This window comes from Pseudoflavonifractor sp. SW1122, assembly GCF_012027765.1.
Lineage (GTDB): Bacteria > Bacillota > Clostridia > Oscillospirales > Oscillospiraceae > Enterenecus > Enterenecus faecium.
This window is the reverse complement of record NZ_SJOS01000066.1, coordinates 1-13,151: the sequence shown is the minus strand read 5'-3', so window position 1 is coordinate 13,151 and position 13,151 is coordinate 1. Positions and strand designations below refer to the sequence as shown.

Genomic DNA, 13,151 nt, shown 5'->3' with positions numbered 1-13,151 from the left:
AAGGAGTCCGGCACGAGGATACCCCCGTGCCGGACTCTCTGTATCATGATAGGTTGCTGTATCCCATGAGGGAGGCATCCACCGCCCGGGCCGCTTCCCGGCCCTCGGCAATGGCCCACACCACCAGGGATTGGCCCCGGTGCATGTCTCCGGCGGTAAACACCCGCTCCACGCTGGTCTCATAGCCGCCGGGCTGGGTGGCCACGTTGGTGCGGCCGTCCCGCTCCACGCCGAAGGCCTGAGCCACATACTCCTCACTGCCCAAAAAGCCTGCGGCGATGAGCACCAGGTCGGCGGGCACTTCCACCTCGCTGCCCTCCACAGGTACCATCTGCATCCGTCCGGTGGCCTCGTCCTTTTTGGGTTCCAGGCTCACCAGCACAGCCCCGCACACTTTGCCCTCCGCGTCCTGCTTGAACTCCTTCACCGTGGTCTGGTAGCGGCGTGGGTCTTCGCCAAACACAGCGATGGCCTCCTGCTGGCCGTAGTCGGTCTTTAGCACCCGGGGCCACTGGGGCCAGGGGTTGCTGGGCGTGCGGGTCTCCGGGGCCTTGGGCATCATCTCCAGCTGGGTCACCCCCGCTGCTCCCAGGCGGATGGCGGTGCCCACACAGTCGTTGCCCGTGTCGCCGCCGCCGATGACCAGCACCTGCTTGCCCTCGGCCAGGTGGGTGGGGACGGTTTGGAAGTCGCTGTCCAGCAGTTCTTTCGTCACCTGTGAGAGGAAGTCCACGGCGAACATCACCCCCTGGGCCTCCCGCCCAGGCACTGGCAGGTCCCGGGGCTGGCTGGCCCCGCAGGCCAGAATCACCCGGTCGTACTGCTCCAGCAGCTCCTGGGCGGTGACGGTGCGGCCCACGTCCACATTGCACCGGAATTCCACCCCCGCCTGCTCCATGAGGGTAACGCGGCGGTCGATGACCTTTTTGTCCAGCTTCATATTGGGAATGCCGTAGCGCAACAGCCCGCCGGGGCGGTCGTGGCGTTCAAACACCGTCACAGAGTGGCCGCGCTGGTTGAGCAGCAGCGCCGCAGACAGCCCGGCCGGGCCGCTGCCCACCACAGCCACCCGCTTGCCCGTGCGCACCTTGGGAGGCTCCCCGCTCACCAGGCCATGGGCAAAGGCGTACTCAATGACCTGGCGTTCGTTGTCCTTGGTGGTGACCGGCTCACTATACTCCCCGCAGGTGCAGGCCGCCTCACACAGGGCGGGACACACCCGGGAGGTAAACTCGGGCAGGCAGTGGGTGCGGCTGAGGCGGATATACGCCTGTTCCCAGTTGCCGTGGTATACCAGATCGTTGATCTCAGGCACCAGGTTGTGGAGGGGACAACCAGAGGCCATGCCGCCGATCATCATCCCCGCCTGACAGAAGGGGACGCCGCAGTCCATACACCGGGCCCCCTGCCGCTGTTGCTGCTGGAGGGTGAGGGTGGTATGGAACTCGTCAAAGTTCTTTATGCGCTCCAGAGGCGGGACGGAAGGCCCGTTCTGCCGTTGATATTCCATAAATCCTGTGGGCTTTCCCATCTTCCTCAACCTTCCTTTCCTGCCACGCTGGCATAGAACGCCTCGATCTGGGCCTCTTCCCGATTCATGCCCTGCTCTTCAAATTGGGCGGAGAGCTGCATGAGCTTCTTATATTCTCCGGGGATGATCTTCTTGAACCGGGGCAGATAGGCGTCAAAGTCGTCCAGCACCTGTCGGGCCTTCTCCGAGCCGGTGGCGGCCACATGGTCCTGGAGCATCTGCCGCAGCTCCTCCCGGTCGAACTTGCTCTCCACCTTCTCCATGAGCACCTGGCCCTTGTTCAGGTTCCGGTACAGAGCGTTGCCCTCGTCCAGCACATACACCACGCCGCCGCTCATACCGGCGGCGAAATTCTTACCCGTGGGGCCCAATACCACCACACAGCCGCCGGTCATATACTCGCAGCCGTGCTCGCCCACGCCTTCCACCACGGCACGGGCGCCGGAGTTACGCACACAGAACCGCTCCCCTGCCATGCCGTTGATGTAGGCCTGGCCGGAGGTGGCGCCGTACAGGGCCACGTTGCCGATGATGATATTCTCATGGGGGACAAAGTTCGCCTGCTTGGGGGGATACACCACCAGCTTGCCGCCGGACAGGCCCTTGCCGAAGTAGTCGTTGCTGTCTCCCTCCAGCTCCAGGGTGAGGCCCTGGGGGATGAAGGCGCCGAAGCTCTGGCCTCCCGCCCCATGGCAGCGGACGGTGATGGTGTCCTGGGGCAGGCCGTGGGGATGGCGTCGGGTGAGCTCGGAGCCCAGCAGGGTGCCGAAGCTGCGGTCGGTGTTCAACAGCTGTACCTCCACGGTGTGGGCCCGGCCACTGGACAGGCTGTCCTTGATCTTGGCGCTCTTGAGCAGCACCTGCTCGTCCTTGGTGCGCTCCAGATGGAAGTCGTAGGCGTGCTGGGGATCAAAGATGGTCTGGCTGTCCGGGACCTGGGCCAGAATTCCACTCAAATCCACCTGGGCGGCGTTGCCCGTCAAATCGGTTCTCTGGCGGAGCAGGTCGGTACGGCCCACCATCTCGTCGATGGTGCGCACGCCCAGCTTGGCCATGTACTCCCGCAGCTCCTGGGCGATGAAGCGCATGAAGTTTTCCACATACTCGGGCTTGCCCATGAACCGCTTGCGCAGTTCCGGGTTCTGGGTGGCCACGCCCATGGGGCAGGTGTCCAGGTTGCACACCCGCATCATCACACACCCCAAGGTCACCAGGGGGGCGGTGGCAAAGCCGAACTCCTCGGCCCCCAGCAAGGCGGCCACGGCCACGTCCTTGCCGCTCATGAGTTTACCGTCGGTCTCAATGCGCACCCGGTCCCGGAGATCATTTTTCAACAGGGTCTGGTGGGTCTCCGCCAGGCCCAGCTCCCAGGGCAGGCCCGCATCCAAAATGGAGCTCAGGGGGGCAGCTCCGGTACCGCCGTCGTACCCGGAGATCAAAATTACCTGGGCACCCGCCTTGGCCACGCCAGCGGCCACGGTGCCCACGCCAGCCTCAGACACCAGCTTCACCGAGATGCGGGCGTACTTGTTGGCGTTTTTCAGGTCATAGATGAGCTGGGCCAGGTCCTCAATGGAGTAGATGTCGTGGTGGGGCGGCGGCGAGATGAGGCTCACGCCGGGGGTGGAGTGGCGGGTCTTGGCAATCCAGGGGTATACCTTCTGGGCGGGTAAGTGTCCGCCCTCGCCGGGCTTGGCACCCTGGGCCATCTTGATTTGCAGTTCCTTGGCGCTGACCAGATAGCGGCTGGTGACGCCGAAGCGGCCGCTGGCCACCTGCTTGATGGCGGAGCTGCGGTCATGGTCGGTGCCCGCCGACTCCAGCCGCTCGTCGCTCTCGCCGCCCTCGCCGCTGTTGGACTTGCCGTGGAGGCGGTTCATGGCCACCGCCAGAGCCTCGTGGGCCTCCTGGGAGATGGAGCCGTAGGACATGGCCCCGGTTTTAAAGCGGGTGACAATGCTCTCCACGCTCTCCACCTCCTCCAGAGGCACCCCCTGTTCCGGGTAGTTGAACTCCATGAGGGAGCGGAGGGTGCCGAAGTTCTCCTGGTCCACCTGAGCGGTATACTGCCGGAACATCTCGTAGTCTCCCGTGCGGGTGGACTGCTGCAACAGGTGGATGGTCTGGGGATTGTAGCGGTGCTCTTCCCCCTGGCTGCGCATCTTGTGGCGTCCCACCGAGGGCAGAGTCAGATTCACCGCCAGCCCCAGGGGGTCATAGGCCTTGGAGTGCTGGGCATCGGCCTGGGCGGCGATATCCTCCAGGGTGATGCCGCCAATGCGGCTGATAGTTCCGGTAAAGTAGGTGTCGATGACGGCACGGCTGATGCCGATGCACTCGAAAATCTGGCTGCCCTGGTAGGACTGGATGGTGGAAATGCCCATCTTGGAGGCGATCTTCACGATGCCCTGGAGGATGGCGTGGTCGTAGTCCTCCACCGCAGCATAATAATCCTTTTGCAGCAGGCCGTCCTGCACCAGCTGAGCCACCGTGGCGTGGGCCAGGTAGGGGTTGACGGCGCAGGCGCCGTAGCCCAGCAGACAGGCAAAGTGGTGCACCTCCCGGGGCTCCCCGGACTCCAGAATCAGGGACATGGCCGTGCACTTCTTGGTCTTCACCAGGTACTTGTGCACCGCCGACACCGCCAACAGGGACGGAATGGCCACGTGGTTTTCGTCCACCCCACGGTCGGAGAGGATGAGGATGGTGGCTCCCTTGCGGTAGGCCTTGTCCACCTGGACAAACAGCTGCTCCAGCACCCGGTCCATAGGGGTGTTTTTATAGTAGAGGATGGAGACCGTGGCCACCTGGAAGCCGGGGCGGTTCATGGTCTTGATCTTCAACAGGTCCAGGTCGTTCAAAATGGGGTTGTTGATTTTCAACACCCGGCAGTTCTCCGGCTGCTCCTGGAGCAGATTGCCGTTTTTCCCGGCGTAGACGGTGGTGGAGGTGACGATTTTCTCCCGCACCGAGTCGATGGGCGGGTTGGTCACCTGGGCAAACATCTGCTTGAAGTAGTGGAACAGGGGCTGATACTGGTTGGAGAGCACTGCCAGCGGGGTGTCCACGCCCATGGCCCCAATGGGCTCGCTGCCATTGAGGGCCATGGAGCACACGCTGCTGCGGTACTCCTCATAGGTGTAGCCAAAGGCCATTTGCAGCCGGGCGCAGTACTCCCGGCTCAGAGGGGGCACCGGCTGGTTGGGAACCTTCAAGTCGTGGAGCTCCACCAGGTTGCTGTCCAGCCACTCCCCGTAGGGCTCCTTCCCGGCGTATCGTTCCTTGATCTCCTCGTCCGAATACACCCGGCCCTGTACCGTGTCCACCAGCAGCATCTTCCCGGGGTGTAGTCGCTCCTTGGTGACGATCTGGTCTTCTGGAATGGGGAGCACCCCCACCTCCGAGGAGAGGATGAGCCGCCCGTCGCTGGTGATATAGTAGCGGGAGGGGCGCAGGCCGTTGCGGTCCAGCACCGCTCCCATCACATCACCGTCGGAGAAGAGAATGGAGGCGGGGCCGTCCCAGGGCTCCATCATGGTGGCGTAGTACTGGTAGAAGTCCCGGAGGGGCTGGGAGATGGTGTCGTTGTGGCTCCAGGGCTCGGGGATGGCCACCATCACCGCCAGAGGCAGCTCCATGCCGCTCATGACCAGAAACTCCAGGGTGTTGTCCAGCATGGCCGAGTCGGAGCCGTCGGCGTGGATCACTGGCAGCACCTTGGTCAAGTCGTCTTCCGAGAAGGCGGGGGTGGACATGGTCTCCTCCCGAGCCTGCATCTTGTCGGCGTTGCCCCGGATGGTGTTGATCTCCCCGTTGTGAACGATGAAGCGGTTGGGGTGGGCCCGCTCCCAGCTGGGGTTGGTGTTGGTGGAGAAGCGGGAGTGCACCAGGGCGATGGCAGAGTCGAAGTCCTCATCCTGCAAATCCAAAAAGAAGGTGCGCAGCTGCCCCACCAGGAACATCCCCTTATAGACCATGGTGCGGCTGGACAGAGAGGGCACATAGGTGTTGTCGTTGCTCTGCTCGAAGACCCGGCGCACCATGTACAACTTTCGGTCAAAGGCCAGCCCCGCCGGGATGTCCTTGGGCTTTTTCACAAAGCCCTGGTAGATGGCAGGCATACACGCCAGTGCCTTCTCCCCCAGCACCTGAGGGGCGGTGGGCACTGGACGCCAACCCAAAAACTCCAGCCCCTCCTTGGCCACAATGACCTCGAACATCTTCATGGCCCGGCTGCGTTTCAGTTCGTCCTGGGGAAAGAAGAACATGCCAACGCCGTATTCCCGCTCCCCGCCCAGAGCAATGCCCAATTGGGCACATACCTTGGTGAAAAAGCGGTGGCTGATCTGAACCAGAATGCCAACGCCGTCCCCGGTCTTGCCCTGGGCATCTTTTCCGGCCCGGTGTTCCAGGTTTTCCACAATGTGCAGGGCATCTGCTACAATTTGATGGGTTTTCCGGCCGTGGATGTCCACAACGGCCCCGATGCCGCAGTTGTCATGCTCCAGCTGCGGGCAGTATAGGGTTTGCATGGATGGCTTTGTCATGGTGACTCCCCCTTTGGAATATCTGTAAAACGAACACAAGGGCGCCAAAGAACCCTCAGACCACCTTGTCCGTGGGATTCCTTGACACCCTTGTCAATCTCGTATTTGTAAATACATCCGTGCGCCGCGCGCGGACTATTTATTTCGTTAAAGTATACGACACACCCCCGGAGCTTGTCAACCCCCTGGAACACAAATGGCAGTTTTCACAAGTTTCTGCCAGAAACAGCCACTTCACTTTGCAGCATTTTCACACTTGACTTTGGCGAAAACGGGGCGTATCATAAGCCCATCCAACGGACAACGACGTCATGGAGCTCAGTTCTATGACGTCGCTGTCCGTTTTTATTTTCTGGAGAGGATGGATGAACATGACCAACGTGCCCAGCTATTTTGGAAGTCAGGTATTTGACCAGCGTGTGATGAAGGCCCGCCTTCCTCAAGATATTTACCGTTCCCTGCGCTGTACCATGGAGGAGGGAACGCCCCTGGACCTGCCCGTGGCCAATGTGGTGGCCGCCGCCATGCGGGACTGGGCGGTGGAGCAGGGTGCCACCCACTTTACCCACTGGTTCCAGCCCATGACCGGCGTCACCGCCGAGAAGCACGACAGCTTCATCTCCCCCGCCCCGGACGGCGGCGTGATTATGGAGTTCTCCGGCAAGGAGCTGATCCGAGGGGAGCCCGACGCCTCCTCCTTCCCTTCCGGCGGGCTGCGAGCCACCTTTGAGGCCCGGGGCTATACCGCCTGGGACCCCACCTCTTACGCCTTCATCAAGGGCAAGACGTTGTGCATTCCCACCGCCTTCTGCTCCTACGGCGGCGAGGCACTGGACAAGAAGACCCCCCTGCTGCGCTCCATGGAGGCTCTGAACCGCCAGGCTCTGCGGGTGCTCCATCTGCTGGGGGACACCGATGTGAAGTCGGTGCGCACCTCGGTGGGCCCGGAACAGGAGTACTTCCTGGTGGACCGGAAGCTGTACGACCAGCGGCCCGACCTCATCTACACCGGGCGCACCCTCTTCGGCGCCCGCTCCCCCAAGGGGCAGGAGCTCAACGACCACTATTTCGGCAACATCAAGGAGCGGGTGGCCGCCTACATGGAGGAACTCAACGAAGATCTGTGGAAGTTGGGCATTCTGGCCAAGACCCAGCACAACGAGGTGGCTCCCGCGCAGCACGAGCTGGCCCCCATCTACACCACCACCAACATTGCCACCGACCACAACCAGCTGACCATGGAGATCATGCAGAAGGTGGCTGCCAAGCACGGTCTGGTGTGTCTGCTCCATGAAAAGCCCTTTGCCGGGGTCAATGGCTCGGGCAAGCACAACAACTGGTCCATGGCCACCAACACCGGAGTGAACCTTCTCTCCCCCGGCGCCAAGCCCCACGAGAACACCCGGTTCCTCCTCTGCCTGTGTGCCGTCATCCAGGCGGTGGACGACTACCAGGATCTGCTGCGGCTGTCTGTGGCCACCGCTGGCAACGACCACCGCCTGGGCGCCCATGAAGCGCCCCCCGCCGTGGTGTCCATCTTCCTGGGGGATGAGCTGTCCGGCATTCTCAAGTCCATGGAGGAGGGCAGCCAGTACACCGCCCCCCAGGCCGAGCGCGTGAAGCTGGGCGTCCACGCCCTGCCCCCGCTGCCCCGGGACACCACTGACCGCAACCGCACCTCCCCCTTCGCCTTCACCGGCAACAAGTTTGAGTTCCGCATGTTGGGCTCCTCCAACTCCATCGCCTGTGCCAACATGATGCTCAACGCCGCTGTGGCGGAGTCCCTGCGCCAGTACGCCGACCGCCTGGAACAGGCCCAGGATCGGGTGGCGGAAATCCACCACATTCTCCGGGACGTCATTCGCCAGCACAAGCGCATTCTCTTTGACGGCAACGGCTACGATGAGAGCTGGATTGAAGAGGCCAAAGCCCGTGGGCTGCTCAACCTGCCCACCACCGCCGACTGCATGCCCTACCTGCTGCACGAGAAAAACGTGGAGATGCTCACCCGCCACGGGGTATTCTCCGTGCCTGAGCTCCACTCCCGCTGTGAGATCATGCTGGACAACTACTGCAAAACGGTGGAGATCGAGGCCAACACCATGATCGACATGGCCCGCCAGGACATTCTCCCCGCCGTCCAGAGCTACGCCACCCATGTGGCCCAGGGTATCGCTGCCAAACGCAGTGTGGTGGACACTCTGCCCTGCACCCACGAGACCAAGCTGCTGGAGCAGCTGAGCACCCTCACCGACCAGATCGCCCAGGGCATGGAAGCCCTGGAGGCGGTGACCAGTCGCGTGGAGCAGATGGCGGATGTCACCGCCACCTCGGAGGCGGTGCGGGACGCGATGCTCCCCGCCATGGCCCAGCTGCGCCAGGCGGTGGACCAGGCCGAAACCATCACCGCCAGTTCCTTCTGGCCCTACCCCTCCTACGGACAGCTGCTGTTCGGGGTCCGGTAATCACTATACCTATTTGAATATACATGCCTGTGCCCATACCTCGGTGGAGGTATGGGCACAGGCGCACAAGGAGGCATCAACATGTGTTCCATTATGGGATATTGCACCCCAAACGCTGACGTGACGGCATTTACCCAAGGCTTCTACAAAACCAAGTCCCGGGGCCCGGACAACTCCCGCATTGTGGACACCGGAATGGGGCTGCTGGGCTTTCACCGCCTGGCCATTATGGGGCTACAGCCCCAGGGAATGCAGCCCTTCGTTCTCCATGGCTGCTATGGGGTGTGCAACGGGGAACTATACGGCTTTGAGGCCATACGGGAACAACTCAAGGATAAATACACCTTTCAGAGCCAATCCGACTGTGAGATTCTCCTCCCCCTCTATTTCGAGCACGGAGTGGACCTGTTTGCCCAGCTGGATGCGGAGTTTGCCTGTATCATTCTGGACACCCAGGGTGGCCACGTGATCGCCGCCCGGGACCCTCTGGGCATTCGTCCCCTATACTACGGCTACGACCAGGCCGGGGCCATCCTCTTTGCCAGCGAGCCCAAAAACCTGGTGGGGCTGGTGGGCCGCATTCTCCCCTTCCCCCCTGGCCACTACTATCTGGACGGACAGTTTGTACGCTATGCGGACATGACCCGCGTGGACCAGGTGGTGAACGGAGACCTGGACACCATCTGCACCAACATCCGGGAAAAGCTGGTGGCTGGGATTCAAAAACGTCTGGTGTCCGACGCCCCGGTGGGCTTTCTCCTCAGCGGCGGGCTGGACTCCTCTCTGGTGTGCGCAGTCGCCGCCAAAGCGTCCCCCACTCCCATCCGCACCTTTGCCATCGGCATGGACCGGGATGCCATCGACCTGAAATACGCCCGGGAGGTGGCCGACTACATCGGCAGCGACCACACCGAGGTCATCATCACCCGGCAGGATGTGCTCACCGCCCTGGAGCCAGTGGTGGAGCTGCTGGCCACCTACGACATCACCACCATCCGGGCCAGCATTGGCATGTATCTGCTGTGCAAGGCCATCCATGAACGCACGGACATCCGGGTGCTCCTCACCGGGGAGATCTCCGACGAGCTGTTCGGCTACAAGTACACCGACTTCGCCCCCTCCCCCCAGGCCTTCCAGAAGGAGGCCGCCAAGCGGATTCGGGAAATCCACATGTACGACGTACTGCGGGCAGACCGGTGCATCTCGGTGAACGCTCTGGAGGCCCGGGTGCCCTTTGGTGACCTGGACTTTGTGCGCTATGTGATGGCCATTGACCCCCGTCTGAAGTGCAACACCTATGGCAAGGGAAAATACTTGCTACGCCGTGCATTTGAAGGGGATTGGCTGCCTCTGCACATTCTCTACCGGGAGAAGGCGGCCTTCTCCGACGCCGTGGGCCACTCCATGGTGGACGACCTGAAAGCCTATGCAGAGACCTGCTACACCGACCAAGAATTCCAGGCTCGGCGCAAGGTCTACACCCACGCCCAGCCCTTCACCAAGGAGTCTCTGCTCTACCGGGAACTGTTTGAAGCCCACTATCCCGGCCAGAGCCAGATGGTCACTGACTTCTGGATGCCCAACAAGACCTGGCCAGGGTGCAACGTGGACGACCCCTCTGCCCGGGTGCTGTCCAACTACGGAAACAGCGGGCTGTAACCTGGAAACGGGAGCGGCGACGGCACGCCGCTCCCGTTTACTGCCCCTATTCTCTGGAAATACTGAGAAGGTACCTCCGTCCATCCTGGGCAAAGGGAAATTCATCCTTGACTTTCTCACACCCCCATGATAGAATGACGGCAGTTGAAAAGGGAGTAGTTTGAAGCTATGCCGTCAACACCTCGGTCAGCGTGCTGGCCTGGCGGTATGCACCCTGTGTGGTAACAAGACTTTTCGACAACTGTCGCTTTGCGGGCAGTTGGCGGAGGGTCTTTTTTATTTTGCCTCTCCGCCCCCAACTCAACACATGGAAGGAAGGAATACCAATGACAGACGCCTACTACAAACAAACCCCACAGCAGGCCCTGGAGACTCAGAAAACCAGTGTCAACGGACTGTCTGGCCAGGAAGCCCAAGCTCGGGCCCAGCAGTTCGGCCCCAACCAGCTGGCTGAGGGCGAGAAAAAGAGTGTGCTCCAGGTCTTTGCCGAGCAGTTCAAAGACCTACTGGTGATCATCCTCATCATCGCCGCCCTCATCTCCGCCGCCTCCGGCAATCTGGAAAGCACCATCGTCATCATCGCCGTGCTCATCCTCAACGCCATTCTGGGTACCGTGCAGTACTTCAAGGCGGAAAAATCCCTGGAGAGCCTGAAAGCCATGTCCTCCCCCACAGCGAAAGTGCTACGGGACGGCAAGCGCATGGAGATCCCCTCCACCCAGATCGTCCCCGGCGACATCGTGCTGCTGGAGGCCGGCGACATGGTGGTGGCCGACGGCCGCATTCTGGAAAACTACTCCCTCAAGGTCAATGAGAGCTCCCTCACCGGTGAGAGCGAAGGCGTGGACAAGACCGCCGACGTCATCCACGCCGACCAGGTGGCTCTGGGCGACCAGAAGAACATGGTCTTCTCCGGCTCCCTGGTGACCTATGGCCGTGCCACCGTGCTGGTCACCGCCACCGGCATGAACACCGAGCTAGGTAAGATCGCCACCTTGATGAATCAGACCCAGCAGCGCAAGACCCCCCTCCAGGAGAGCCTGGACAACTTCAGCGCCAAGCTGGCCATCGTCATCATGGTCATCTGCGCCATCGTCTTTGGCCTGTCCGTGTTCCGCAGCAACATGGAGATTCTGGACGCTCTGATGTTTGCCGTGGCTCTGGCCGTGGCCGCCATCCCCGAGGCCCTGTCCTCCATCGTCACCATTGTGTTAGCCATGGGCACCCAGAAGATGGCCAAACAAAACGCCATCATGAAGGACCTGAAGGCCGTGGAGAGCCTGGGCTGCGTGTCCGTCATCTGCTCGGATAAGACCGGCACCCTGACCCAGAACAAGATGACTCCCCAAAAGGTGTACGCCGACGGCGCTCTGGTGGAGGGCAAGGACTTGAACCTGGCCAACCACGTCCAGCGCCTGCTTCTGAAGGCCGCTCTGCTGGCCAGCGACGCCACCCATGAGGAGGAGACCGGCACCTCCATCGGCGACCCCACGGAGGTGGCCCTGGTGATGCTGGGCGAACATTTCGGCGTAGAAGAGGAGACCTACCGGGTGCAGCACCCCCGTCTGGGTGAGCTGGCCTTTGACTCCGACCGCAAGCTCATGAGTACCCTCCACGACATTGATGGCGTGCCTACCCTCTTCACCAAGGGCGCCATGGACGTGCTGCTGGACCGCTCCAAGTGGCTGCTCACCAGCGAGGGCCGGGTGCCTCTGACCCAGGAGATGAAAGAGGAGATCGGCCGCGTCAACACCCAGCTGTCCACCGAGGGTCTGCGGGTGCTGGCCTTTGCCTACCGGGAGCTGGACGCCATTCGTCCCCTGTCCCTGGACGATGAACAGGAATTCACCTTCCTGGGCCTCATCTCCATGATCGACCCGCCCCGTCCCGAGGCCATTCAGGCCGTGGCAGACGCCAAGCAGGGCGGCATTCGCACCATCATGATCACCGGCGACCACAAGATTACCGCCACCGCCATCGCCAAGCAGCTGGGCATCTTCCAGGAGGGCGATCAGGCCCTGTCCGGTGTGGAGCTGGACAACATGACCGACGAGCAGCTGGACGCCTGCCTGGCCTCTGTCTCCGTCTACGCCCGTGTGTCCCCGGAGCACAAAATCCGCATCGTCAACGCCTGGCAGCGCCGGGGTAACATCGTGTCCATGACCGGTGACGGCGTCAACGACGCCCCCGCCCTGAAAAAGGCAGACATCGGCGTGGCCATGGGCATCACCGGCACCGAGGTATCCAAGGACGCCGCCTCTATGATTCTGGCCGACGACAACTTTGCCACCATCGTCAAGGCGGTGGTCAACGGCCGCAGCGTGTACGCCAACATTAAAAACGCCATTCAGTTCCTGCTCTCCGGCAACACCGCCGGTATCTTCTGCGTGGTGTACGCCTCCCTGATGGCCCTGCCCGCTCCCTTTGAGGCGGTGCATCTGCTGTTTATCAACCTGCTCACCGACTCCCTGCCCGCCATCGCCATCGGCATGGAGCCCGCCCGCCGTGGGCTGCTCAATCAGAAACCCCGTGACCCCAAGGAGCCCATCCTCACCCGGCCTCTGCTGGCCCGTATCGGCATCCAGGGTCTGCTCATCGCCATTGTCACCATGATTGCCTTCTATCTGGGCTATCAGAATGGCGACGCCGCTCTGGCTACCACCATGGCCTTCTCCACTCTGACTCTGGCCCGCCTGTTCCACGGCTTCAACTGCCGGGGCGCCGAGTCCATCTTCCGGCTGAAGTTCTCCAGCAACAAGGCCTCCATCTGGGCGTTTCTGGCTGGTGTGGTGCTACTGATGCTGGTGCTCTTTGTCCCCGGTCTCAACTCCCTGTTTATGGTCTCCCCCTCCTTTGGGGTGGCCAATCTGGGCGAGATCGTGGGCCTGGCCCTCATCCCCACCATCGTGATCCAGATTGCCAAGGTGATTATGGAGCGCAAGTAATCCT

The 13,151-nt window shown here is 61.9% G+C and carries 5 protein-coding genes; 3 read left to right on the top strand and 2 right to left on the bottom strand.

The features are described 5' to 3' along the window. Nucleotides 1–43: 43 nt before the first annotated feature. The gene (locus E0L15_RS11260) at nt 44–1,531 is read right to left on the bottom strand and encodes a glutamate synthase subunit beta (protein ID WP_168125664.1); all 1,488 of its coding nucleotides are present in this window, start codon (nt 1,529–1,531) and stop codon (nt 44–46) included. A 5-nt stretch (nt 1,532–1,536) separates the two neighbouring features. Beyond that, nucleotides 1,537–6,078, bottom strand: coding sequence for a glutamate synthase large subunit (gene gltB / locus E0L15_RS11255; RefSeq protein WP_168125663.1), 4,542 nt, complete (start codon nt 6,076–6,078; stop codon nt 1,537–1,539). A 371-nt stretch (nt 6,079–6,449) separates the two neighbouring features. Between gltB and E0L15_RS11250 the strand changes: the two genes are divergently transcribed. From E0L15_RS11250 to E0L15_RS11240, 3 genes are all read left to right on the top strand, one after another. After that, nucleotides 6,450–8,543, top strand: a complete 2,094-nt coding sequence (locus E0L15_RS11250; RefSeq protein WP_168125665.1) for a glutamine synthetase III — start codon at nt 6,450–6,452, stop codon at nt 8,541–8,543. An 81-nt stretch (nt 8,544–8,624) separates the two neighbouring features. Next, nucleotides 8,625–10,202 carry an asparagine synthase B gene (asnB, locus tag E0L15_RS11245; protein ID WP_168125662.1) on the top strand — a complete coding sequence of 526 codons (1,578 nt, stop codon included), beginning with the start codon at nt 8,625–8,627 and terminating at the stop codon, nt 10,200–10,202. 326 nt (nt 10,203–10,528) lie between these two features. Then, nucleotides 10,529–13,147, top strand: a complete 2,619-nt coding sequence (locus E0L15_RS11240; RefSeq protein WP_168125661.1) for a cation-translocating P-type ATPase — start codon at nt 10,529–10,531, stop codon at nt 13,145–13,147. The last annotated feature ends 4 nt before the right edge of the window (nt 13,148–13,151 follow it).

Coding starts and splice junctions, on each gene's coding strand:
- E0L15_RS11260 (WP_168125664.1), bottom strand. CDS start 1,531: ATGGGAAAGCCCACAGGATTTATGGAATATCAACGGCAGAACGGGCCT.
- asnB (WP_168125662.1), top strand. CDS start 8,625: ATGTGTTCCATTATGGGATATTGCACCCCAAACGCTGACGTGACGGCA.
- E0L15_RS11240 (WP_168125661.1), top strand. CDS start 10,529: ATGACAGACGCCTACTACAAACAAACCCCACAGCAGGCCCTGGAGACT.
- E0L15_RS11250 (WP_168125665.1), top strand. CDS start 6,450: ATGACCAACGTGCCCAGCTATTTTGGAAGTCAGGTATTTGACCAGCGT.
- gltB (WP_168125663.1), bottom strand. CDS start 6,078: ATGACAAAGCCATCCATGCAAACCCTATACTGCCCGCAGCTGGAGCAT.